This window comes from Streptomyces sp. AC550_RSS872 (genome assembly GCF_019049285.1).
Classification (GTDB): Bacteria; Actinomycetota; Actinomycetes; order Streptomycetales; family Streptomycetaceae; genus Streptomyces.
Genome location: NZ_JAGMUL010000003.1, coordinates 16,969 through 39,489 on the forward strand (window position 1 = coordinate 16,969; position 22,521 = coordinate 39,489).

At 70.4% G+C, this 22,521-nt stretch carries 20 protein-coding genes, 1 tRNA gene and 1 pseudogene; 17 read left to right on the top strand and 5 right to left on the bottom strand.

Going from position 1 to position 22,521, the window contains the following annotated elements:
* Positions 1-76 precede the first annotated feature (76 nt).
* From galU to KUM44_RS00680, 8 genes are all read left to right on the top strand, one after another.
* Positions 77-979, top strand: a complete 903-nt coding sequence (gene galU / locus KUM44_RS00645; RefSeq protein WP_217205410.1) for a UTP--glucose-1-phosphate uridylyltransferase GalU — start codon at positions 77-79, stop codon at positions 977-979.
* Between the two features lie 4 nt (positions 980-983).
* Positions 984-2,306 (top strand): gephyrin-like molybdotransferase Glp, encoded by a 1,323-nt coding sequence (gene glp / locus KUM44_RS00650; protein WP_217205411.1) that lies wholly within the window; start codon positions 984-986, stop codon positions 2,304-2,306.
* A gap of 86 nt (positions 2,307-2,392) precedes the next feature.
* Entirely contained in the window at positions 2,393-2,887 is a 495-nt protein-coding gene (gene moaC / locus KUM44_RS00655) for a cyclic pyranopterin monophosphate synthase MoaC (protein WP_217205413.1), read from the top strand.
* Positions 2,884-3,384, top strand: coding sequence for a molybdenum cofactor biosynthesis protein B (locus KUM44_RS00660; protein ID WP_217205415.1), 501 nt, complete (start codon positions 2,884-2,886; stop codon positions 3,382-3,384). The genes moaC and KUM44_RS00660 overlap by 4 nt, the downstream gene beginning before the upstream one ends.
* Before the next feature lie 20 nt (positions 3,385-3,404).
* Entirely contained in the window at positions 3,405-4,064 is a 660-nt protein-coding gene (locus tag KUM44_RS00665) for a GNAT family N-acetyltransferase (RefSeq protein WP_217205417.1), read from the top strand.
* A gap of 194 nt (positions 4,065-4,258) precedes the next feature.
* Positions 4,259-5,542, top strand: a complete 1,284-nt coding sequence (glpR, locus tag KUM44_RS00670) for a gephyrin-like molybdotransferase receptor GlpR (protein WP_217205419.1) — start codon at positions 4,259-4,261, stop codon at positions 5,540-5,542.
* Positions 5,543-5,629: 87 nt separating this feature from the next.
* A tRNA-Ala gene (locus KUM44_RS00675) sits at positions 5,630-5,703 on the top strand.
* Positions 5,704-5,808: 105 nt separating this feature from the next.
* Entirely contained in the window at positions 5,809-7,050 is a 1,242-nt protein-coding gene (locus tag KUM44_RS00680; protein WP_308402442.1) for an MFS transporter, read from the top strand.
* Positions 7,051-7,065: 15 nt separating this feature from the next.
* Here the strand turns inward: KUM44_RS00680 and KUM44_RS00685 are convergent, their stop codons facing one another.
* The gene (locus KUM44_RS00685; RefSeq protein ID WP_217205421.1) at positions 7,066-7,542 is read right to left on the bottom strand and encodes a GNAT family N-acetyltransferase; all 477 of its coding nucleotides are present in this window, start codon (positions 7,540-7,542) and stop codon (positions 7,066-7,068) included.
* Positions 7,543-7,619: 77 nt separating this feature from the next.
* On the opposite strand from KUM44_RS00685, the gene KUM44_RS00690 reads away from it, so the two are divergent.
* Positions 7,620-8,423, top strand: a complete 804-nt coding sequence (locus KUM44_RS00690; RefSeq protein ID WP_217205423.1) for an exodeoxyribonuclease III — start codon at positions 7,620-7,622, stop codon at positions 8,421-8,423.
* A gap of 59 nt (positions 8,424-8,482) precedes the next feature.
* Here KUM44_RS00690 and KUM44_RS00695 read toward each other — a convergent pair whose 3' ends face one another.
* Complete coding sequence (locus KUM44_RS00695) at positions 8,483-9,568, bottom strand: recombinase family protein (RefSeq protein ID WP_254388849.1); 1,086 nt, start codon at positions 9,566-9,568, stop codon at positions 8,483-8,485.
* Between the two features lie 235 nt (positions 9,569-9,803).
* Positions 9,804-10,448 (bottom strand): MerR family transcriptional regulator, encoded by a 645-nt coding sequence (locus KUM44_RS00700; RefSeq protein ID WP_308402443.1) that lies wholly within the window; start codon positions 10,446-10,448, stop codon positions 9,804-9,806.
* A gap of 165 nt (positions 10,449-10,613) precedes the next feature.
* Here KUM44_RS00700 and KUM44_RS00705 point away from each other — a divergent pair, with 165 nt between their 5' ends.
* The 4 genes from KUM44_RS00705 to KUM44_RS00720 all read left to right on the top strand — a co-directional run bounded on the left by KUM44_RS00705 (position 10,614) and on the right by KUM44_RS00720 (position 14,262).
* Entirely contained in the window at positions 10,614-12,146 is a 1,533-nt protein-coding gene (locus KUM44_RS00705; RefSeq protein WP_217205425.1) for an NAD(P)/FAD-dependent oxidoreductase, read from the top strand.
* The gene (locus KUM44_RS00710) at positions 12,143-13,093 is read left to right on the top strand and encodes an alpha/beta fold hydrolase (protein WP_217205427.1); all 951 of its coding nucleotides are present in this window, start codon (positions 12,143-12,145) and stop codon (positions 13,091-13,093) included. Before KUM44_RS00705 ends, KUM44_RS00710 begins: the two co-directional genes overlap by 4 nt.
* Complete coding sequence (locus tag KUM44_RS00715; RefSeq protein ID WP_217205429.1) at positions 13,090-13,974, top strand: SDR family oxidoreductase; 885 nt, start codon at positions 13,090-13,092, stop codon at positions 13,972-13,974. Before KUM44_RS00710 ends, KUM44_RS00715 begins: the two co-directional genes overlap by 4 nt.
* Positions 13,975-14,061: 87 nt before the next feature.
* Positions 14,062-14,262, top strand: coding sequence for a hypothetical protein (locus tag KUM44_RS00720; RefSeq protein ID WP_217205431.1), 201 nt, complete (start codon positions 14,062-14,064; stop codon positions 14,260-14,262).
* Positions 14,263-14,498: 236 nt separating this feature from the next.
* On the opposite strand, the gene KUM44_RS00725 is transcribed toward KUM44_RS00720, so the two are convergent.
* Complete coding sequence (locus KUM44_RS00725) at positions 14,499-17,789, bottom strand: S41 family peptidase (protein WP_217205439.1); 3,291 nt, start codon at positions 17,787-17,789, stop codon at positions 14,499-14,501.
* A 169-nt stretch (positions 17,790-17,958) separates the two neighbouring features.
* Between KUM44_RS00725 and KUM44_RS00730 the strand changes: the two genes are divergently transcribed.
* Positions 17,959-18,564 (top strand): TetR/AcrR family transcriptional regulator, encoded by a 606-nt coding sequence (locus KUM44_RS00730; protein WP_217205441.1) that lies wholly within the window; start codon positions 17,959-17,961, stop codon positions 18,562-18,564.
* Between the two features lie 137 nt (positions 18,565-18,701).
* Positions 18,702-20,966, top strand: coding sequence for an MMPL family transporter (locus tag KUM44_RS00735; RefSeq protein ID WP_217205443.1), 2,265 nt, complete (start codon positions 18,702-18,704; stop codon positions 20,964-20,966).
* An 83-nt stretch (positions 20,967-21,049) separates the two neighbouring features.
* Here the strand turns inward: KUM44_RS00735 and KUM44_RS00740 are convergent.
* Positions 21,050-21,205: pseudogene (locus KUM44_RS00740) on the bottom strand (type II toxin-antitoxin system RelE/ParE family toxin); the annotation flags it as partial.
* 98 nt (positions 21,206-21,303) lie between these two features.
* On the opposite strand from KUM44_RS00740, the gene KUM44_RS00745 reads away from it, so the two are divergent.
* On the top strand, positions 21,304-21,639 hold the full coding sequence (locus KUM44_RS00745) for a CU044_2847 family protein (protein WP_308402444.1): 336 nt from the start codon (positions 21,304-21,306) through the stop codon (positions 21,637-21,639).
* Positions 21,636-22,433, top strand: coding sequence for a trypsin-like peptidase domain-containing protein (locus KUM44_RS00750; RefSeq protein WP_217205446.1), 798 nt, complete (start codon positions 21,636-21,638; stop codon positions 22,431-22,433). The genes KUM44_RS00745 and KUM44_RS00750 overlap by 4 nt, the downstream gene beginning before the upstream one ends.
* Positions 22,434-22,521 lie beyond the last annotated feature (88 nt).

Genomic DNA, 22,521 nt, shown 5'->3' on the forward strand with positions numbered 1-22,521 from the left:
TCCCAATGTGCTCATAAGAGAGCCAAATAATCGGAGCCTCAGATTCCCTACAAAGGCACCGGATAGGGTGGCGGGCATGACTCAGTCCCACCCTCGGATCAGCAAGGCTGTCATCCCCGCAGCGGGTCTCGGCACCCGCTTCCTGCCGGCCACCAAAGCCACTCCCAAGGAGATGCTGCCGGTCGTCGACAAGCCGGCGATCCAGTACGTGGTCGAAGAGGCCGTGTCCGCGGGCCTCGACGACGTCCTTATGATCACGGGCCGCAACAAGCGTCCCCTGGAGGACCACTTCGACCGCAACTACGAGCTGGAATCGGCCCTTCAGAAGAAGGGCGACGCCGACCGGCTCGCGAAGGTGCAGGAGTCCAGCGACCTGGCCACCATGCACTACGTCCGCCAGGGCGACCCGAAGGGACTCGGTCACGCCGTCCTGTGCGCGGCCCCCCACGTGGGCCACGAGCCCTTCGCCGTCCTCCTCGGCGACGACCTGATCGACCCGCGCGACCCGCTGCTCAAGCGGATGGTCGAGGTGCAGGAGCAGCACGGCGGCAGTGTCGTCGCGCTGATGGAGGTCGCGCCCGAGCAGATCCACCTCTACGGCTGTGCGGCCGTGGACCCCACCGAGGACAGTGACGTGGTCAAGGTGCACGACCTCGTCGAGAAGCCTGCCGCGGCCGACGCCCCGTCCAACTACGCCATCATCGGCCGCTATGTGCTCGACCCGCACATCTTCGACATACTGCGCAAGACCGAGCCGGGCCGCGGCGGCGAGATCCAGCTCACCGACGCCCTCCAGCAGCTCTCGCAGGACGAGAAGGTCGGCGGCCCGGTGCACGGCGTCGTCTTCAAGGGCCGTCGCTATGACACCGGCGACCGCGGCGACTACCTGCGTGCCATTGTCAGACTCGCATGCGAACGTGAAGACCTGGGCCCGGACTTCCGGACCTGGCTTCGCAGTTACGTAGCCGAGGAGATGTAGCGAGTTGAGCACCCCCGCGCCCCGCCCCGTCGGCCAGGACCACCTCTGGTCGGTGGACGAACACCTGGAGGACATCCTCACGACCGTCCGCCCCCTCGAACCCATTGAGCTGCAACTGCTCGACGCCCAGGGCTGCGTCCTGGTCGACGACGTCACGGTGCCGGTCTCCCTGCCGCCGTTCGACAACAGCTCCATGGACGGGTACGCGGTACGGGTCGCGGATGTCGCGGGCGCGAGCGAGGAGTTCCCGGCGGTGCTCGAAGTCGTCGGGGACGTCGCGGCGGGCCAGGCCGAGCTGCTCCAGGTGGGCCCCGGCCAGGCCGCCCGCATCATGACCGGCGCCCCGCTGCCGCCCGGCGCCGAGACCGTCGTTCCGGTGGAGTGGACCGACGGCGGCCTCGGCGAGGGCCCGGTGACCGGGATGCGCGCCCGCAGCCTGGCCCCCGAGGGTGCCCACGGCCAGGTGCAGATCCACCGGCCGGCCGAGGCACGCGCGCACGTCCGCGCGAAGGGCAGCGACGTGAAGTCCGGCGACCGCGCCCTCGAAGCCGGCACGGTCCTCGGCCCGCCGCAGATCGCCCTGCTCGCCGCGATCGGCCGCGGCACGGTACGCGTACGCCCGCGCCCGCGCGTCGTCGTGATGTCCACCGGCAGCGAGCTCGTCCAGCCCGACGAGCAGCTGTCCGGCGGCCAGATCTACGACTCCAACAGCTTCGCCCTCACCGCGGCCGCCCGGGACGCCGGCGCCATCGCCTACCGCGTGGGCGCCGTCGCCGACGACGCCGAGACCCTTCGCTCCGCCATCGAGGACCAGCTCGTCCGCGCCGACCTCATGGTCACCACCGGCGGCGTGAGTGTCGGGGCGTACGACGTCGTCAAGGAAGCCCTGGCGCATGTCGCCGACGAGGACGAGGCCGGCAGCGGCATCGACTTCCGCAAGCTCGCGATGCAGCCCGGCAAGCCCCAGGGCTTCGGCTCCATCGGCCCCGACCACATCCCGCTGCTCGCGCTCCCCGGCAACCCGGTGTCGTCGTACGTCTCCTTCGAACTGTTCGTGCGCCCCGCGATCCGCGCCCTGATGGGCCTGGAGGACGTCCACCGGCCCCGGACGACCGCGACCCTGACCGCCGACAAGGCGCTGACCTCGCCCAAGGGACGCAGACAGTTCCTGCGCGGGACGTACGCCGACGGCGCGGTGCGGCCGGTCGGCGGCGCCGGATCCCATCTGGTCGCCGCCCTCGCGCACGCGGACGCGCTGATCGTCGTCCCCGAGGACACCGAGAGCGTCGAGCCCGGCGCCGAGGTCGAGGTGGTCCTGCTCGGCTGAGCGCCCCAGGTTGGCGGTACCGTGTCGCGCACAGCAGGCCCGTGCGCCGCACCGCGACGGGCCCGGACCGGGAGCGCCACACCAGCATGAGCACGCAGGACCCATCCACGCAGGACCACCTCACGCACCTCGACGACGCGGGCGCGGCCCGCATGGTCGACGTCTCCGAGAAGGACGTGACCGCGCGCACCGCCAGCGCCAGCGGCCGCGTCCTCGTCTCGCCCCGCGTGGTCGAGCTGCTGCGCGGCGAGGGGGTCCCCAAGGGCGACGCCCTCGCCACCGCCCGGATCGCCGGGATCATGGGAGCCAAACGCACCCCCGACCTGATCCCGCTCTGTCACCCGCTCGCGGTGTCCGGTGTGAAACTGGACCTGTCGGTCGCGGACGACGCCGTGGAGATCGTGGCCACCGTGAAGACCACGGACCGCACGGGCGTCGAGATGGAGGCCCTCACCGCGGTCTCCGTCGCCGCGCTCACCGTGATCGACATGGTGAAGGCGGTCGACAAGGGAGCGGTCATCACGGACGTACGGGTCGAGGAGAAGACGGGCGGAAAGTCGGGCGACTGGAGCCGGGCATGACGTATCGCGCTCTTGTCGTCACCGCCTCCAACAGGGCTGCCGCCGGGATCTACGAGGACAAGGGCGGCCCACTGATCGCCGACGGCCTGAAGGGCTTCGGCTTCGACGTCGAAGGTCCACAGGTCGTGCCCGACGGAGACCCGGTCGGCGCCGCCCTGCGCGCCGGTGTCGACGCCGGGTACGACGTCATCGTGACCACGGGCGGCACGGGCATCTCGCCGACCGACCGCACCCCCGAGGCGACCCGCGCGGTGATCGACTACGAGGTACCGGGCATTCCCGAGGCGATCAGGGCGTTCGGACGGGAGAAGGTGCCCACGGCGGCGCTGTCCCGGGGGCTCGCCGGAGTCGCCGGGAGCACCCTGATCATCAACCTGCCCGGTTCCAGTGGCGGGGTGAAGGACGGACTGGCCGTCCTGGAACCTCTCCTGATCCACGCCGTCGACCAGATCCGCGGCGGCGACCACCCCAGACCCAGCAGTGGGGGTGCGAGCTGAACAGCCCATCCTGGCCCGTCGTGCTGAGGGACGGCGATGTCGTCCTGAGGCCGATAAAGATGCGCGACCAGCGGGCCTGGCGCGAGGTCAACCGGCGCAACCGGGACTGGCTGCGGCCCTGGGAGGCGACGATTCCGCCGCCCACGCCCAGCGGGCCGATCGCACACCGGCCGACCTACCGCCAGATGGTCCGGCATCTGCGCTCCGAGGCGAACTCGGGCCGGATGCTGCCGTTCGTCATCGAGTACCAGGGACGGCTGGTCGGGCAGTTGACGGTCGCCGGGATCACCTGGGGCTCGATGTGCTCGGGGCACGTCGGCTACTGGGTGGACGAGACGGTCGCGGGCCGCGGGGTGATGCCGACGGCCGTGGCGCTGGTCGTGGACCACTGTTTCCGCAGCGTCGGTCTGCACCGCATCGAGGTCTGCATTCGCCCCGAGAACCGGCCCAGCCGCCGGGTCGTGGAGAAACTCGGATTCCGCGAGGAGGGGCTGCGTCCGCGATATCTCCACATCGACGGGGCCTGGCGGGACCATCTCGTCTTCGCGCTCACGGCGGAAGAGGTCCCGGAAGGGTTGCTGGGCCGCTGGCGCAGGGAACGCTCCCAGAAGACCCAGCCCTCGAACCCGGAGAACTCCGCGCCGAACTCCCGGCAGAACCCGCAGGGGAATCCCGCGTAGCTCGAAGACCTCTCGGAAATTGAATAAGTGTTCGAAATTGATCGCCGGATGACCGGCTCGGGCATTAAATTCGCGCCCTGGGTGGGCTGCTGATCGCATCGGTCACAAAAAAAGTTCGAAATATCAGCCAGATCGTGCGACACACCGGCTCAATTGGCGGATGGCCTCACGGAAACCCCTCTACCGTGTGAGGCGTGAGCAGCAGCGGCCTCATCTACGCAGTCATTGTCGGGGCCTGGGCCGCCTACTTGGTGCCGATGTGGCTCCGTAGGCAGGACGAGCTGAACGAGGCCCGTCCGACGGAACGCTTCAGCACAGCCATCCGGTTGCTGTCCGGACGGGCGGGGATGGAGCGCCGGTACGCCAAGGACCTGCGCGCGCGCTCCACCGAAGAGGGGGAGCCCAGCGCCGATGACCCGGGCGACGTCACCGAGTCGGTGGACGTCCGGGCCTTCGCCATGCCTCCGACCCGTCCGCAGACCCAGGCACCGGTCCCGGTACAGGCACCACGCCCGGAACCGGCACGCGACTCCGCGCGGGAACAGGGGGGCAAGCCGGCACCCGAACACGGTTCCCGGCCGACACCCGAACGCGCGAGCGCACCCTCCGCCGAAGCGGGCTCCGGCCCCGCGGCCAAGGCGCGCAAGGGGGTGCCCGCCGCCCGGCGGGCCCCCTCGGACGAGGCGGCCGCGGCACGCGCTCGGCGCTCGAAGGTGCTCGCGCGCCGTCGCCGCACCACCGTGATGCTCTTCCTGGCCTTCACCCTCGGCGCGATCGTCGCCGCGGTCGGCGGGCTCGCCTTCCTGTGGGCGCCCGGCGTTCCCGCCGTGCTGCTCAGCGGGTACATCGCGTATCTGCGGTCCCAGGAGCGCCGCCGCTTCGCCTACCAGATGGACCGGCGGCAGGCCGAGGCCGCCGCGCAGCGGCTTCGTGAGCATGCGCGCCAGTCGCGCCGTCGCGGCGGCACCGACCCCGGTGCGGGCCTCGACGAGCCCGACGAGGGGTCCGAACCAGGCGCCACCGACCCCGGGCTGTCCGCTCTCGCCGCCGACCGGCGCGCCCTCGTCGAGCAGACCGACCACGCCGAGTGGGTCGACCAGCAGCGCGAGCGCCAGCGCAGGCCCGGACACGGCGACAGCTGGGACCCGGTGCCCGTGCCGCTGCCCACGTATGTGACCGCGCCGGTCGCGCCCCGGGCCACCCCCGACGTGGACCTCGGCGCTCCGGACGCCTGGAGCTCGGCGCGGTCGAGCACCGTCGGCCGGGACCGGGAGACCGGTGCCGAGGCAGGGGACGGTTCCGCGCGGGGCGCCGAGCCGCGAGACGGGGACGCGGCGCGCGAGGAGGAGAAGGCCGAAGGGGGAGGTCGTAGCGACGCCCGACGGGCCGCCTCCGCCCGCCGGGCGCGCGAACGGGGCCGTACGCCGCTGTTCGACCAGTACGAGGAAGGCGACCGGCCGCGAGCCGCCAACGAGTAGCCGGCGCCCGCGGCCGGGCAAGGCGCCCGGCCAGGGAACGGATTTCCAAGCAGGCCGATCGGGGTGCTAAAGTTTCACTCGTTGCAAGGGCCTGTGGCGCAGTCCGGTAGCGCACCTCGTTCGCATCGAGGGGGCCAGGGGTTCAAATCCCCTCAGGTCCACCGCAACAACTCTCCAGGGAAACCCGGGAGTTGAGAGATCCCGTCCGATCGGTTGATCGGGCGGGATCTTTGTTGTGCCCAAGTGCCGCCGTCGCGAGGGGGAGCGTGGAGAAGGTCGACGCAGAGTTATCGGCGGGGCGTGCGGCGCCGCTGCGGATCCCGGGCTTCGGGCGGTTCGTGCTGGCCAACCTCGTCTCCGCCACCGGCTCCGCCATGGCGCCCCTGGCGCTCGCCTACTCCGTGATCGGGGAGGGCGGCGGAGCCGGGGAGCTCGGGCTGGTGCTCGCCACGAACACCGTGCCGACGGTCCTGTTCCTGCTCGTGGGCGGAGTGCTGGCGGACCGGATGTCCCGCAGCCGGATGCTCTTCCTCGGCAATCTCCTCGCGGCCCTCGCCCAAGGCGCGCTGGCCGTGATCGTCGCCACAGGACAGGCCTCGACGACTTCCATCGCGGTCTGCGGATTCGTCTCCGGGACCGCGGTGGCCTTCACCGTGCCCGCCGCCCAGGGCGCCGTGGGCCAGATCGTCCCCGTGGACCAGTTGCAGCAGGCCAACGCCCTGCTCAGGCTGCCGGGCAACGCCGTCAAGGTGCTCGGACCGGCCGTCGGCGGAGCCGTCGTCGCGGTCAGTGGCCCGGCCTGGGCGCTCGCCTGGGACGCGCTCACCTTCGCCGTCGCCGCCTTCCTGCTGCTCGGGCTGCGCCTGGACGCGCCCGTCACCGTCACCAGCGCGCTCAGCGACCTGCGGCACGGCTGGGCCGGCTTCTGGTCGCGGACCTGGCTGTGGACCTACACGGCCGCCGGCACGCTTCTCGTCGCCGCGTGGCTGGCGGGGTACCAGCTGCTCGGGCCCGTCGTCGCGGCGGAGCGGTACGCGGGGGCACGTGACTGGGGGCTCGTACAGGCCGCGTTCGCGGCGGGGCTGCTGGGCGGGACGGTGGTGTGCCTGCGCTGGCGGCCGTACCGGCTGCTGGTCGTGGCCATCGTGGCCTGTACGCCGCTCGCCGCGCCGCTGCTCGCCATGGGGTGGGGACTGCCGCTGCCCTGGGTGCTGTTGGCCGCGGTGCTCGCGGGGATCGGACTCGACGTGACGATCGTCGCGTGGACGACCGCTTTCCAACAGCATGTGCCGCAGGGCGAGTTGGGGCGTATGAGCGCGTTCAACAACGTGGGCGAACGGCTCGCGATCCCCCTCGGCTATCTGCTCACCGCCCTCGCGGCCGGCATCTGGGACAGCCGCACGGTGCTGGTGGCGTGCGCGGGGCTGGTCGTCCTGTCCCTGGTCCTCAACCTCTGTGTGCGGGACGTGTATCGCATCAACCGGCGGGAGAGCGACGGCGACGGCTGAGGGCGGGCGTACGCGTCACAGGGCCTTGGCGAAACACAGGCTGAGTTCGTGGAAGCGGTAGTAGCCGAACTTCTCGCACGGCTCGTACCCGCTGGACGTGTACAGCTGCACCGCCTCCGGCTGCTTGGCCCCGGTCTCCAGCACCATGCGCCTGCGGCCCGCGTCCCGCGCGTCCTCCTCCAGTAGGGCCAGGATGCGGCGCGCCAGGCCCCGTCCGCGCATCTGCTCGATGACATACATCCGCTTGAGCTCGGCGTCGCCGTCCGCGTTGCCCTCGCCGTTCTCGTCCTGGGACCGCCAGCCGCCGGAGGCGACGGGGGTGCCGAGCGCGTCGTACGCGAGCAGGTACAGGCCGTTCGGCGGCCTGAAGTCCGCTACGTCCAGGGGCGTGGCGTCGCCGCCGTCGCCGTAACGGACGCCGTACTCGGCCTGGACCTGATCACTGAGCTTGATGGCGTCGGGGTGGTCGAAGGCGACCCGGCGTATGTCCATGCCGAACACCGTATATGAGTTCAATTTCACCGGGTTCCAGAACCGGACTCGTTCCAGGGTGCGGGTATCGTTCCCGGGTGCTCACTGTGACCTCTGTGAATGTGAACGGGCTGCGGGCCGCCGCGAAGAAGGGCTTCGTGGAGTGGCTCGCCGGTACCGAAGCGGATGTGCTGTGCCTCCAGGAGGTGCGCGCGGAGCCGCAGCAGCTGCCGGAGCATGTGCGTACGCCCGACGGATGGCATGTCGTGCACGCTCCCGCCGCCGCCAAGGGCCGCGCCGGCGTCTCCCTCTACACCCGCCGCGAGCCCGACCGCATCCAGGTCGGCTTCGGTTCGAGTGAGTTCGACGACAGCGGGCGCTATGTCGAGGCCGACCTGCCCGGTGTGACGGTCGCCTCTCTCTACCTCCCCTCGGGCGAGGTCGGTACCGAGCGGCAGGACGAGAAGGTTCGCTTCATGGGCGAGTTCCTGGCCTATCTGAAGGACCTGCGCGAGCGCGCTGCCGCCGACGGCCGCGAGGTTCTCGTCTGCGGCGACTGGAACATCGCGCACCAGCAGGCCGACCTGAAGAACTGGCGGGGCAACCAGAAGAACTCCGGGTTCCTGCCGGAGGAGCGGGAGTGGCTCACGCAAGTGCTCGAACCGGCCGCCGGTGGTTACGTCGATGTCGTGCGGGCGCTGTATCCGGATGTGGAGGGGCCGTATACGTGGTGGTCGTATCGAGGGCGGGCCTTCGACAACGATTCAGGATGGAGAATTGACCTGGCCGTGGCGACCCCTGGGCTCGCGGCGAGTGCTGTCAAGGGCGTGGTGGAAAGGGCGGCAAGTCACGAGGAGCGGTGGTCGGATCATGCTCCCGTGACCGTGATCTTCGAAAGGTGACACAGGCCGAGCGAGGCGCAGCCCGCGCATTCTCCGATGCGTTCATCGAGCGTGAAGCTCTAGCGTGAGGTGTCTGGTCCGGCAAGCCGGGCCGGGCCGCCGCCGCAGCGGCCCTTGGCGACGATGACACGGACGCCGCTGTCGAGAAGAAGCTCTCGGGAGACGGCGGTCTCCGTCGCCGTGGCAGCCGGGGCAGGGCACACTTCGCCCCGCGCGGTCGCGCGGCAGGTGTAGTCGCCGTACGGATAGCCCTTAAGGGCTGCGAGGTACATGCGTCCATCGCAGCCCGAGCAGTGTGCGACGCCGGTGAGCAGCGCAGTCGTCCGGCTTCTCGTTTGGCGGGTGTCGTTGGAACGTGCGTCAAGGACGTGTTGCAATGCCTGGAACTCCTCGTCGGAGAGCAACGGCTGTCCGATCAGTACCGGGGCGCCGGTTGAGTCGCGAACCGACCGACCGCCATGAATCCGGTGCCCCATCAGTGACGGGCTGCGCAGCACTTTGGACAGCGTGCCCGAGGTCCACCGGAATCGTTCGAAGTCACGTCCGTGGCGACGACCCCCCGTCGGGCGCCCCTGGAGTTGGGCATGACGGTCGCGTGGTACCAGGACATCTGAGTCGTTCAGTTCGCGTGCGATGGTGATCAGCGACTGTCCCGCATGTACTTGCTCGACGATCACGCGACCGGCTGCGCGCAGCGCCTCGTGACTGCTGCTGAGCCGGGCTGAGATGGTACGGGCTTCCTGCTCGGCGTCGTGGGCGAGGTCCAGGCACCGCCGGATGGTCGAACCGTCGGCCTGAGGTGTTACAACGACCGGGTGATCGTCCTCTGGCATGCCGAACACGAGTGTCCGGGTGTGGTGTCGCCCCCAGGCGATCAACTCGGCCATGTGCGCCACGGAACGCACAGCCCGATCCACGTGTGACCAAATGACAGCTTCGTACGCGTGAGACATGTGCAGCCAGGATGAGAGAGAGGGCCTCTCGAACGGTGAGGTCTGACGGGCTGAGACCCCGAGGTCCGATGCCTCGGCGATCAGGGTGAAGCCGACCCTCTCGGCCGCGAGATGGATGACGGACCGCTGGCGGGCCGGTGAGGTCGTCGCGCTGGTGACGCAACTGAGACGCAGTGCGGCAAGGGGCGGCAAGGGCCCTCGCGCGTTGCTCGCCGGAAGTCGAGTGAGAGGAGGTGCACAGGGCTGATCGTTGATTACGTGGGGGCACGTCGACGCTCCTAGTCAGAGTCGGCCACACCCCGGGACTGGCCGCACAGCCGCCGGGGCATTTTCGATCTCACTCTCGGAGCACGAACGTCATTCCGGGTACCGAAGCCGGGAAGGCACCTCGATCGTGTGAATCTTCAGGATTTGCAGAGCGCTTGAGCTACTGCTGTTTCCGCAACCGCCGGTCCAGTGCCAGCGAAAGCTCCGCCTCCACAACGCTCCGAGCCAGCGGTCGCAGGCGCTGGAGGTCGTCCTCCTGGGCGTGGCGCAGGACCAGTTCGGCGAACATCTCTGCCAGGGCGTCGACGTGTTCGCGGACGCGTTTGCCCGCCGCCAGGACCTCCGCGAGGGGGATGCCCTCGCGGACCAGGGTCGAGGAGACGTCCAGGAGGCGGCGGCTGATGTGGACGATCTCGTCGCCGTCGGTGCCGAGGTAGCCGAGTTCCATGGCGGCGGCGAGGTTCTCGGGGGTGACCTCGCCCTCGAAGCGGGCGGCGAGTTCCTCGGGGGTGAGGCGGACCGGCTCCTCCTCGGTGGGGGCGTCGACGCCGAGGAGGTCGGCGACGTCACGGCCGTGGTCGAGGGCGTCGGCGAGTTCCGCGATGCCGTTCAGAGTGTGGCCGCGTTCCAGCAGGGCCGAGATCGTGTGCAGGCGGGCCAGGTGGTGGTCGTCGTACCAGGCGATGCGGCCCTCGCGGCGGGGTGGTGGGATCAGCTTGCGTTCGCGGTAGAAGCGCAGGGTGCGCACCGTGATGCCGGCCAGGCGGGCGAGCTCCTCCATGCGGTATTCACGCTTCTCGGTCACCTGGGCACCTTAAGTCGTACCGACGGTACCCGCGGCGGCAGCCGCTGATGTAAACGTCGCCGATCGACCCCTACCGGTCGGTACGGACCTGCTCTACTCTCCCATTGCGCCAGTGTTCACTGGCGTGGTTCCGGTTCAAGTGTGTTCAAGTGTGGAGGCACAGGCATGGCCGAACGCGAACATGTGCGGGTCGCGGTGGTCGGGTCCGGGTTCGGCGGGTTGGGGGCCGCCGTCCGGCTGCGACGCGAGGGTGTCACCGACTTCGTCGTCCTGGAGCGGGCCGACAGCGTCGGCGGCACCTGGCGGGACAACAGCTATCCGGGGTGTGCCTGCGATGTGCCGTCCCATCTGTACTCGTTCTCCTTCGCGCCCAACCCCGACTGGCCGCGCACCTTCTCCGGGCAGGAGCACATCCGGGCCTATCTGGAGCACGTCACGGACGTCTTCGGGCTGCGGCCGCACATCCGCTTCAACTCGGAGGTGGAGCGGATGACCTGGAACGGCGAGCGGCTGTGCTGGGACATCGAGACCAGCGGCGGGAGTCTGTCGGCCGACTTCGTCGTCTCCGCCACCGGGCCGCTGTCCGACCCCAAGGTCCCGGACATCCCCGGGCTCGACACCTTCCCCGGCAAGGTCTTCCACTCCGCCCGCTGGGACCACGACTACGATCTGCGCGGCAAGCGTGTCGCGATGGTGGGGACGGGGGCCTCCGCCATCCAGATCGTGCCGTCCATCCAGCCCGACGTCGAGCGGCTCACCCTCTTCCAGCGCACCCCGCCGTGGGTCATGCCCCGCGTCGACCGCGCCATCAGCGGCGCCGAACGCTCCCTGCACCGGGCCCTGCCCTTCACCGCGCAGCTGCGCCGTGGACTGCTGTGGGGCATCCGGGAGCTTCAGGTCCAGGCGTTCACCAAGCACCCGAACGAGCTGGGCTTCGTCGAGCAGCTGGCCAAGCGGAACATGGCCCGCTCCATCAAGGACCCGGCCCTGCGCGCGAAGCTGACCCCCGACTACCGCATCGGCTGCAAGCGGATCCTGCTGAGCAGCACGTACTATCCCGCGCTCGCCCGGCCCAATGTCGACGTGGTGGCCAGCGGGCTGAGCGAGGTCCGCGGCTCGACCGTCGTGGCCGCCGACGGGACCGAGGCCGAGGTCGACGCGATCGTCTTCGGTACGGGGTTCCACGTCACCGACATGCCCATCGCCGAGCGGGTGGTGGGAGCCGAAGGCAAGACGCTCGCCGAGGAGTGGAAGGGCGGGATGGAGGCGCTGCGGGGTGCCTCCGCGGCCGGGTTCCCGAACTGGATGACCGTCATCGGGCCCAATACGGGGCTCGGGAACTCCTCGATGATCCTGATGATCGAGTCCCAGCTGAACTACATGGCCGACTTCGTACGCCAGTTGGCTGTACTTTCCGGGGGGAACCCCTCCGGACCCCCCGTCCTGGGCGGGCGGGTCGCCCTCGACGCGCGGCCGAGCGCCGTGCACGCCTGGAACCGGCGGGTCCAGGACCGGATGGAGCGGACCGTGTGGAACACGGGCGGCTGCACGAGCTGGTACCTCGACGCGAACGGCCGTAACACCACCGTCTGGCCCGGCACGACGAGCGAGTTCAGGCGGGCCACGCGGCGCGTGGACCTGTCGGAGTACGCCGTGGTGCGGGCCGCAGTCAAGGAAGACGCCGAGGTGACCGCGTGAGCCGTCTCATGCATGTGACGTCCGGGCCGTACGCCCCGCCCGCCCCCGCCCGTGAGCTGACGGCCACCTCCGCCGACGGCGCCCGGCTGCACATAGAGGTGCACGGCCCGAAGGACGCGCCCGCCGTCGTCCTCGCGCACGGCTGGACCTGCTCGACCGCCTTCTGGGCGGCGCAGATCCGGGAACTGACCGCCGACCACCGGGTCATCGCCTACGACCAGCGCGGCCACGGACGCAGCCCGGCGAGCCCGGCGTGCAGTGCCGACGCGCTCGCCGACGACCTCGAAGCCGTACTGAGGGCGACCCTCGCGCCCGGCGAGAAGGCCGTGATCGCCGGGCACTCCATGGGCGGCATGACGGTGATGGCGGCGTCCGCCCGCCCCGGGTTCCGCGAGCATGCCGCCGCCGTCCTGCTGTGCAGCACCGGCTCCTCGCGGCTGGTCGCCGAGTCGACGGTCGTACCGATGCGGCCGGGACGGCTGCGGACCTGGCTGACCAAGCACATACTCGGCGCCCGGGCACCGCTCGGGCCGGTCACGCCCGTCGCACGGGCGATCCTCAAGTACGGCACGATGGGCCGCGGTTCGGCCCCGCACATGGTCGAGGCGTGCGCGCGGATCGTGCACGCGTGCCCGCGCAAGGTGCGGTACGCCTGGTCGCAGGTGCTCGATCTGCTCGATCTCGACCATGGCGTACGGGAGTTGGCGGTGCCGACCGCGGTGGTCGTCGGCACGGCCGACCGGCTCACCCCGCCCGTGCACGCGTACACGCTGGCCGCCGCGCTGCCCCAGAGCCTCGGTGTCACCGAACTGCCGGGCCTCGGGCACATGACGCCGGTCGAGGCGCCCGGTCTGGTGACCGGGAAGATACGGGAGCTCGTCACGACGTACACGCGCAGCACGACGAAGCACACCGACACGTACACGCAGGTGAAGGAGGGCGCATGAGCAGGGTGAGCCTCGAAGGGCAGGTCGCCGTGGTCACGGGGGCGGCGCGCGGCGTCGGGGAGCTGCTCGCCCGCAAGCTCTCCGCGCGCGGCGCGAGCGTGGCGCTGGTCGGGCTGGAGCCGGACGCCCTCAAGCAGGTCTCCGAACGGCTGCACGGCGACAGCGGCCACTGGTACGCCGATGTGACGGACCATGAGGCGATGGCGGTCGTCGCGCGGGAGGTCAAGGAGCGGTTCGGGAAGGTCGACATCGTCGTCGCCAACGCCGGTGTCGCGAGCGGCGGTCCCTTCGTGGACTCCGATCCGGAGGCCTGGCGACGGGTCATCGAGGTCAACCTCATCGGGTCGGCGGTGACGGCTCGTGCGTTTCTGCCCGTGCTGATGGAGAGCCGCGGCTATCTGCTCCAGATCGCCTCGCTCGCCGCCATCACCCCGGCGCCGATGATGACCGCGTACTGCGCGTCCAAGTCCGGTGTCGAGGCGTACGCGCACAGTCTGCGGGCCGAAGTCGGGTACAAGGGCGTGCGGGTGGGCGTCGGGTATCTGTCCTGGACCGACACTGACATGGTGCGGGGCGCCGATCAGGACGACGTCATGCGGGAGTTGAGGCAGCGGCTGCCGTGGCCGTCCAACAAGACCTATCCGCCGGGGCCGGCGGTCGACCGGATCGTGGCGGGGATCGAGAGGCGGTCGAGTCATGTGTACGGGCAGTGGTGGCTGCGCGGGATGCAAGGGGTGCGCGGGTATCTGCCCGGGCTCATCGGGACCGTGGGGCAACGGCAGGTACGGCGGTTCGCGGACCGGCTGGAGGGGATGCGGATCGGGCTGGTCGGAGCGGGGGGCGCGGCCGACGAGCAGGAGAGGGCTACGCGGCGTAACTGATCGACATGCGGGGGGTTATCGCCCGTGTGAATCTGGTCGAGGCCCCACCGAGGGGCCAATCCCCACTCACTACGGGAGTGAACCCACATGGGTATGAAGGACCAGTTCAAGGAGAAGTCCGAGCAGCTTCAGGAGCGTGCTCGCCAGCACGGTCAGCAGGAGCGCGGGCGTCCGCAGGGGCAGCCGCAGCCGGAGCGGGGTCGTCCGCAGCGGCCGCAGCGGGACGAGGAGTCCGAGCGGGTGCGTCGCGAGGACGAGGAGCGGTTTGACCAGGACTACGACCGGTAGTCGTCGGTCTGTGTGAACGCGGGGCGCCCCCTGTTTTGGTGGGTGCCCCGCGTTTGCGTTGTGTTCGGGGGTTCGTTGTCGGGTGCGGGCCCGGTGGGGGGCTTGTCGCGCAGTTCCCCGCGCCCCTGGGGGTTGGTGGTGCCGCGTGTCAGGAGGTGTGTGGGGGTTGGTCGCGCCCGCGTGGCGGAGCCGCAAATTGATACAGCCCCGCGCCCCTGGGGGCGTTGATGTTGCCCCTACCGATTCCGTGGCGGCAATTTCGGCCTTGATCGGTCCGGTACGTGTGCGTAATCCGGGGGCGTTGCCGGGGGGTTGGATTCCAGGAGCTCCAGGGCCAGTTCCACCGCGTCCTTGAGTTGGGCGTGGCGGCCCTCTGCCCAGTCCAGGGGAGTGCGGAGGACCTCGACGTCCGGGGTGACGCCCTTGTTCTCGATGGTCCAGCCGTAGGCGTCGAACCAGGCGGCGTTCATCGGGACCGTGATGACGGTGCCGTCGCCGAGGCGGTGGCGGCCGGTCATGCCGACGACTCCGCCCCAGGTGCGCTGGCCGACGACCGGGCCGAGTCCGAGGAGCTTGAAGGCGGCCGTGATCATGTCGCCGTCCGACGAAGTCGCCTCGTCGGCGAGGGCGACGATCGGACCGCGTGGGGCGTTCGAGGCGTACGACACCGGCTGGGCGTTGCGCGTGAGGTCCCAGCCGAGGATCGTGCGGGTCAGTTTCTCCACCACCAGCTCGCTGATGTGGCCGCCCGCGTTGCCGCGTACGTCGACGATCAGGGCGGGGCGGGACATCTCCATACGCAGGTCGCGGTTGAACTGGGCCCAGCCCGAGCCGCCCATGTCGGGGATGTGGAGGTAGCCGCAGCGGCCGCCGCTCAACTCCCGGACCACAGCACGGCGTTTGGCGACCCAGTCCTGGTAGCGCAGGGGGCGCTCGTCGATCAGGGGGACGACGGCCACGCGCCGGGCCCGGCCCGGCTCGACCTCCGCCGAATCAGAGGGGCCCGAAGGGCCTTCCTTGGAAGGGTGGTGGTGGGCGACGGGTTGGGCGAAGGTCAGCTCCACCGTCGTGCCGCCGGCCCCGGCGAGCAGCGGGTAGGGGCCGGTCACCGGGTTCACCGGACGGCCGTCGACGTGGGTGAGGACCGCGCCCTCGCGGATGCCCGTGCCCGCCAGCGGGGAGCGGGCCTTGGAGTCGGAGGACTCACCGGGGAGGATGCGCCGGACCATCCAGTCGTCGTCGCGGCGTACGAAGTTGGCGCCGAGCAGGCCCTGCCAGCGCTGGTAGTGCGCAGGGCCCTCGTTGCGGCGGGCGGCCGTGACGTAGGCGTGGGAGGTGCCGAGTTCGCCCAGGACCTCGCGGAGCAGGTCGGCGAACTCGTCGGGGGAGGCGACCCGTTCGACCAGGGGGCGGTACTGGGCGAGGACCGCGTCCCAGTCGATGCCGCACATCCCCGGCTCCCAGAAGTACGCGCGGATGAGCCGGCCCGCCTCCTCGTACGCCTGCTTCCACTCCGCCGTCGGGTCCACCTCGTGCAGGATGCGGCGCGAGTCGATCCAGACCGTCGTGTCGCTGTCGCCGGACTCGGAGGCGGGCACCGCCCGCAGGTCGCCCTCGTCGACCAGGACCAGGCGGGAGCCGTCGCCGCTGACCGCGAACCAGTCGAGATGGTCGACGAGTTCGGACTTCTTCGCCTTGCTGATGTTGAAGTGTTCGAGGGTCGGCCGGCCGGTCGTGTCGTCCGGGTTGGCGAACGTCTCGCCCAGCGCGCCCGAGATCGGCCAGCGCAGCCAGACCAGTCCGCCGCCCGCCACCGGGTGCAGCGCCGAGTACTTGGAGGCGCCGACCGGGAAGGGGGTGACCCGGCTCTCCAGGCCCTCGGTCTCGACGGTCGGCGCGCCGCCGGTCTCGCCCTCCTCGTCCTCCACCGGGTCCAGGCCCCCGGCGGCCGGGCGGCCCTCGGGGGTCAGGGCGAAGGGGGAGGGGGTCGCGGAGGAGAGGGGGACCAGGTAGGGGCGGCAGCCCAGGGGGAAGGAGAGGTCGCCGGTGTGGACGTCGTACACCGGGTCGAAGCCCCGCCAGGAGAGGAAGGCGAGGTAGCGGCCGTCCCGGGTGAACACCGGGTTCTCGTCCTCGAAGCGGCCGCTCGTGACGTCGACGATCAGGCTGTCCCTCATGCGGGCCAGCTTGATCTGCCGCAGGGAGCGGCCGATCCCGGGGTGCGACCAGGTCAGCCAGCTGCCGTCCGGGGAGAAGGCCAGGTCCCGGACGGGGCCGTTGACCGAGTGGATCAGCTCGGTGACCTCGCCGTTCGAGTCCTCCGTAGCGTCCAGGAGCAGCAGCCGTCCGTCGTGGGCCGCGATGGCGAGGTGTTCGCCCTGCGGGTCGGCGACCATCTCCAGGACCCGGCCCAGCTCGCCGGAGGCCAGCCGGCGTGGCTCGCGGTCGCCGGTGGCCCGTGGCAGACAGGCGATCTCGACGGCGTCCTCGCCCTCGGCGTCCGTCACATACGCGACCTGCCCGGCCGAGCCGAGCATCTCCGGGAGCCGGACCCGTACGCCCGGTGTGTCGGTGATCGTACGGGCCGGGCCGTCCCGGTGGGTGAGCCAGTAGAGGCTGCCGCGGACGACGACGGCACTCGCGCGGCCCGTCTCGTCGACGGAGATGCCGTCGACGTGCTGGGCGGCCGGCACCTGGTACCTGCGGCGGCCGGCGGCCGGCCCGCTCAGGCGTACGTCCAGGCGGCGCGGCTCGGAGCCGGCGGCGAGGTCGTCCACGATCCACAGGTCGCCCGCGCACTGGTACACCACCCGGGTGCCGTCGCTCGCCGCGTGCCGGGCGTAGAAGGCGTCGTGGTCGGTGTGCCGGCGCAGGTCGGAACCGTCGTGGGCGCAGGAGTAGAGGTTGCCGACGCCCTCGTGGTCGGAGAGGAAGGCGATCCGGCCGCCGACGAACAGGGGGGAGTCGAGGTGGCCGTCGAGGTCCGCGAGCAGGCGTTCGCCGTGCAGCCACAGGCGGCCCGTGGCGCCGCCCCGATAGCGCTTCCAGGAGGCGGGTTCGTGCGGTGGGGTGCCGGTCAGGAGCAGGGTCCTGCGCTCGCCGTCGAGGTCGGCGACCTGGATGTCGGAGCACGGTCCCCAGGGGAGTTTGCGGCCGGGGTCGCCGTCGGGGCGGACCTTGTAGGCGAAGGTGTAGTGGGAGAAGGGCTCGCCGTGGGAGGCCACGGCGAGGATCACGCCCTCGGGTGTCCAGCCGCACACCCGGGTGTCCGCCGAGCCCCAGTGGGTGAGCCGGCGGCCCGGGCCGCCGGCCACCGGGACCAGATGGATCTCGGGGACGAGGCTGTGCCAGCTCGTGTACGCCAGATGGCGTCCGTCGGGCGAGAAGCGGGGGTGGCCGGTCTTGGCGCGGTCCACGGTGAGACGCCAGGCCCGGCCCCGGCCGTCCAGCGGGGCCAGCCACAGGTCGTCCTCGGCCACGAAGCACAACAGGTCGTCATGGAGATGCGGCAGGCGCAGATAGCTCACCTCCCCATGCTTTTCCTGTGGACGGACCTGGGCAACTCGTGACAACCCATGGCAGGGCGACGGCACCGTGACCCACAACACGAACGAAACCGTTTCGTTTCGCTGAGAGGTGCGCTACATTCGTCGTGTACGAAACAGTGTCGTTCGGAACGGGAAGGTGGAGAGAGACATGACTGAGGTCGCAACGGCGCGTCGCAGTCGGATCACTCCCGAGCGCGAGGCCGAGTTGTACGGGGCCGTGCTCGACCTGCTCCGGGAAGTCGGCTACGACGCCCTGACCATGGACGCCGTGGCCGCCCGCACCCGGTCCAGCAAGGCCACCCTCTACCGCCAGTGGGGCGGCAAGGCCGAGCTGGTGGCCAAGGCGGTGCGGCACAGCAAGCCGGGCGGCTCCGGCCGCGAAGAGATCGACACCGGATCCCTCCGGGGCGATCTGCACGCCCTCACCCTGCGCTCGGACGACTGCGAGATGGAGCAGAACTCCGCGCTGATGCGGGGTCTGGCCATGGCGGTGCACGGCAACCCGGACCTGTTGCAGGCGTTTCGCGAGCATCTGGTCGAACCGGAGATCGCGGAGTTCAACCGCCTGGTGCAGCGGGCCGTGGACCGGGGCGAGGTCGCGGTGGACACGCCGGCGGCCGGGTTCATGATGCACATGATGCTCGGCGCTGTCGTCGCCCGCACGCTGCTCGACGAGCAGCCGCCCACCCAGGAGTTCATCCTTTCGTACATCGACGCCGTGGTCCTCCCCGCCCTCGGCGCCCCCGTCGACTGACGAGCCCCCTCCCCAGCACTCCCCAGCAAGCCCACCACCTGACGTCACCGCTCACGTCGTCGGGCTGATCACCCCTGCCCAGAGGCTGATCACCCCTGCCCAGAAACAACCCAACGACCTGACCGGGAGTCGCCCTCGTGGCCACGTTCCTCTACCAACTCGGCCGGCTCGCCTTCCGGCGACGGCATTTCGTCGCCCTCATGTGGGTCGCGCTGCTCACGCTCGCAGGCGTCGGCGCGGCCAGCGCCCCCAGCGCCGGATCCACCTCCTTCTCCATCCCGGGCACGGAAGCGCAGAAGGCTTTCGACCTGCTCGAGCAGCGTTTCCCCGGCGGCAGTGCGGACGGCGGTACCGCCCGTGTCGTCTTCAAGGCGCCGGACGGCGAGAAGATGACGGACGCCGCCAACAAGGCGACCGTCGAGAAGACCGTCAAGGAGCTGTCCGACGGCTCCGAGGTCGTCTCCGTCGCCGACCCCTACCAGGCGCACGCCGTCAGCAAGGACGGCACCATCGCCTATGCCTCGGTGCGCTACGAGGTTCCCGGCATGGAGCTGAAGGACGCCAGCAGGGACGCCCTGGAGGACGCCGGGCAGCAGGCGCGGGACGCCGGACTGACCGTGGAGATCGGCGGTGACGCGCTCCAGGCGGCGCCCGCGGCGGCCGCCTCCGAGGTCATCGGTCTCGCCATCGCCGCGGTCGTCCTCGTCATCACCTTCGGCTCGCTGGTCGCGGCGGGACTGCCGCTGCTCACCGCCCTCATCGGCGTCGGCATCGGCGTCTCGGTGATCACCGCGCTGGCCAACGCACTGGACCTGGGCTCGACCACGTCCACGCTGGCCATGATGATCGGCCTCGCGGTCGGCATCGACTACGCGCTCTTCATCGTCTCCCGGTACCGCGCCGAACTGGCCGAGGGCCGCGACCGCGAGGAGGCGGTCGGCAGGGCCGCCGGCACGGCGGGCTCCGCGGTGGTCTTCGCCGGTCTCACCGTGGTCATCGCCCTGGCAGGACTGGCCGTCGTCAACGTCCCGATGCTCACGAAGATGGGCCTCGCGGCCGCGGGCACGGTCGTGATCGCGGTGCTGATCGCGCTGACCATGGTTCCCGCGCTGCTCGGCTACGCGGGCCGCAAGGTGAAGCCGACGGGCGAGAAGGGCAAGCTGCGCGGAGGCCGCAGGAAGGCGGCTTCGGACAAGGCCGTTTCGGACAAGGCCGTTTCGGGCGACGCCGCTGCGGCCAAGCCGAACATGGGCACGCGCTGGGCGAGCTTCGTCGTACGCCGTCCCGTGGCCGTCCTCCTCCTCGGTGTCGTCGGCCTCGGTGCCGCGGCCCTCCCGGCGACCTCCCTCGAACTGGGCCTGCCGGACGAGGGCTCGCAGCCGACCTCGACGACGCAGCGCCGGGCCTACGACCTGCTCTCGGAGGGCTTCGGCCCCGGCTTCAACGGCCCGCTCATGGTGGTCGTCGACGCCAAGGCCAGCGATGCCCCCAAGACCGTCGTCAGCGACGTCACCAGCGAGATCAAGGGCCTCAAGGACGTCGTGACGGTGACCCCGGCGACGTACAACAAGGCGGGCGACACGGCGACGATCACCGTGATCCCCGACTCCAAGCCCTCGTCGGTCCCGACCGAGGACCTGGTGCACTCCATCCGTGACGCGGGTGCGGAGATCAAGGCCGACACGGACGCGAGCGTGCTGGTCACCGGCGCGACGGCGATGAACATCGACTTCTCGCAGAAGCTGAACGACGCGCTGGTGCCGTATCTGATCCTGGTGGTCGGCCTCGCCTTCCTGCTCCTGATCCTGGTGTTCCGCTCGATCCTGGTCCCGCTGAAGGCGGCCCTCGGCTTCCTGCTGTCGGTGCTCGCCGCCCTCGGCGCGGTCGTCGCGGTGTTCCAGTGGGGCTGGCTCGCGAGCCTCTTCGGGGTCGAGGAGACCGGTCCGGTCATGTCGATGATGCCGATCTTCATGGTCGGCGTGGTCTTCGGCCTGGCCATGGACTACGAGGTGTTCCTGGTGACGCGGATGCGCGAGGCGTACGTCCACGGCGAGAAGCCGAGCCAGGCCGTGGTGACCGGGTTCCGGCACAGCGCCCGGGTGGTGGTGGCCGCCGCGCTGATCATGATCGCGGTGTTCGCCGGCTTCATCGGCGCCAGCGAGTCGATGGTCAAGATGATCGGCTTCGGCCTCGCCATCGCCGTCCTCTTCGACGCCCTCGTCGTCCGCATGGCGATCGTCCCGGCGGTGCTCGCCCTGCTCGGCGAGAAGGCCTGGTGGCTGCCGAAGTGGCTGGACCGCGCCCTGCCGAACGTCGACGTCGAGGGCGAGAGCCTGCGCACGGAGGCCGACGCGGCGAAGGACACGGACACCGACGAGGACCGCGCGCTGGTGCGGGTCTGAGAGGCCGCCCTTGAAGTACGACCACTGAAACAGACCGGCCGGTGAGGGCTCCGTGGGACGGGGCGCCCTCACCGGCTTCTGCGTCAGGTGTCGTAGACCGTGGAGCGATGTCCCACGTGAACGACCCAGACGATCAGCTCTCCGCTGTCGACCGTGTAGATGAAGCGGTAGTCGCCGACGCGAAGCCTGCGCCGGTCCGGCTGTGAGGCAAGCGCGGTGGTGTTGAAGCCGAGTGCATCCCCGGCTCCAAGACCCCGACGCCCCCACCTCACCGTCGCTCCGACCACTTGGACCACTTGGACCCGCTTCATCGCATCCGCTTCGCTACTCTGAGGGCGTGACGGAGCAACCGGCAACTGACCTGTCCCTGGTACGAGTTGAGACCGTCGCGCTCAACGGGGACGGAGCGCGGCAGATCGGCAGCAGAGTCCGGCAGTCAGCCTCCCTGGCCGATCGCGAGGACGAGCTGCGGGACGCCATCCGGCAGGCGTCGACGATCGCGCAGGACTCGTTGGCCCAGGTTCCCGAGCGGCATGGCTGGTCCGTCACCGGCATGGAGGTCACGTTCGGGATCACTCTGGCCGCCGAGGCCGGTGTCATCCTCTCCAAGGCGTCGGCGGAGGCCTCCTTCGAGGTGACCCTCACGGTGGAGCGGACCGCGGGCGCGCCATGACCGGCGGCGACTACTGGGTGCGGATCAGCGAGGGCGGCAGACCTCTGGGTGCAGGCTTCCTCCTGGCCCCCGTCTATGTACTCACCGCCATGCACTGCCTCCGAGGAGCGGACACGGAGTACGGCCGCCTGGAGCTCGAACTGGCAGACGGGCGTGTGATGGCGGGCCGCTTGTGCGACTCGGTGAAGGAGAACGATCTCGCACTCATCCACATCGACGACGCGCACCAGTACGATCTGCCACTCCCGCCGGTCGACTGGCCGCGACCGCACGTGAGATGGCGCAGTACGTACTGTCCGTCGGACGAGCAGACGAAGCTCAGCGGCCGTGTGTCCCACGCGCCGATCCTGTACCGCAGCGTCGAGGGTGGAGAGTTCGCGGGGCTTCAACTGACCGTGGAGCAGGGGCTGGGCGATTACTCCGGGTACTCGGGCAGTCCCGTGGACACCGGTCCCGCCGTGGTGGGCATCCTCATGGAGCAGCAGTACAGCCGTGAGGATCCGTCCAAGGGAAGCGAAGTGCTCGTCGCCGCGTCGGTGCGGCATGCCATGGACCTGTTCCCGCACTTCGGCATGGAGAGTCTGCGCAACGGTGGCCAGGCTCCCGAGGAGCCCTGCGAGCCGACCGGGCAGGCGGGCGGGCGGAACGTCGTACGGGACGTCGAAGTCGTACTGAAGGCGCTGCGCCAGTGGGAGGAAGCCGGGTACATCACGCAGGAGGAGGCGCAGGAACAGCGCGGCCGCACCCTGCGGAAGTTCGGCGACCGCGCCCTGGGAGGCGACCCTGATGCCTGAAACCGCCGTACAGCTGTGGCAGCGCAGGATCGATCTCGCCGAGCGGGCGGTCGAGGGATCCCGGACCGCACTTGACTCCCTGCGGCAG

What these genes read in the sequence shown, in the direction of transcription:
- KUM44_RS00720 (WP_217205431.1), top strand. Translation starts at nt 14,062, where the DNA reads ATGGGTATGAAGGACCAGTTCAAGGAGAAGTCCGAGCAGCTTCAGGAG.
- galU (WP_217205410.1), top strand. Translation starts at nt 77, where the DNA reads ATGACTCAGTCCCACCCTCGGATCAGCAAGGCTGTCATCCCCGCAGCG.
- KUM44_RS00660 (WP_217205415.1), top strand. Translation starts at nt 2,884, where the DNA reads ATGACGTATCGCGCTCTTGTCGTCACCGCCTCCAACAGGGCTGCCGCC.
- KUM44_RS00705 (WP_217205425.1), top strand. Translation starts at nt 10,614, where the DNA reads ATGGCCGAACGCGAACATGTGCGGGTCGCGGTGGTCGGGTCCGGGTTC.
- KUM44_RS00730 (WP_217205441.1), top strand. Translation starts at nt 17,959, where the DNA reads ATGACTGAGGTCGCAACGGCGCGTCGCAGTCGGATCACTCCCGAGCGC.
- KUM44_RS00685 (WP_217205421.1), bottom strand. Translation starts at nt 7,542, where the DNA reads ATGGACATACGCCGGGTCGCCTTCGACCACCCCGACGCCATCAAGCTC.
- moaC (WP_217205413.1), top strand. Translation starts at nt 2,393, where the DNA reads ATGAGCACGCAGGACCCATCCACGCAGGACCACCTCACGCACCTCGAC.
- KUM44_RS00715 (WP_217205429.1), top strand. Translation starts at nt 13,090, where the DNA reads ATGAGCAGGGTGAGCCTCGAAGGGCAGGTCGCCGTGGTCACGGGGGCG.
- KUM44_RS00750 (WP_217205446.1), top strand. Translation starts at nt 21,636, where the DNA reads ATGACCGGCGGCGACTACTGGGTGCGGATCAGCGAGGGCGGCAGACCT.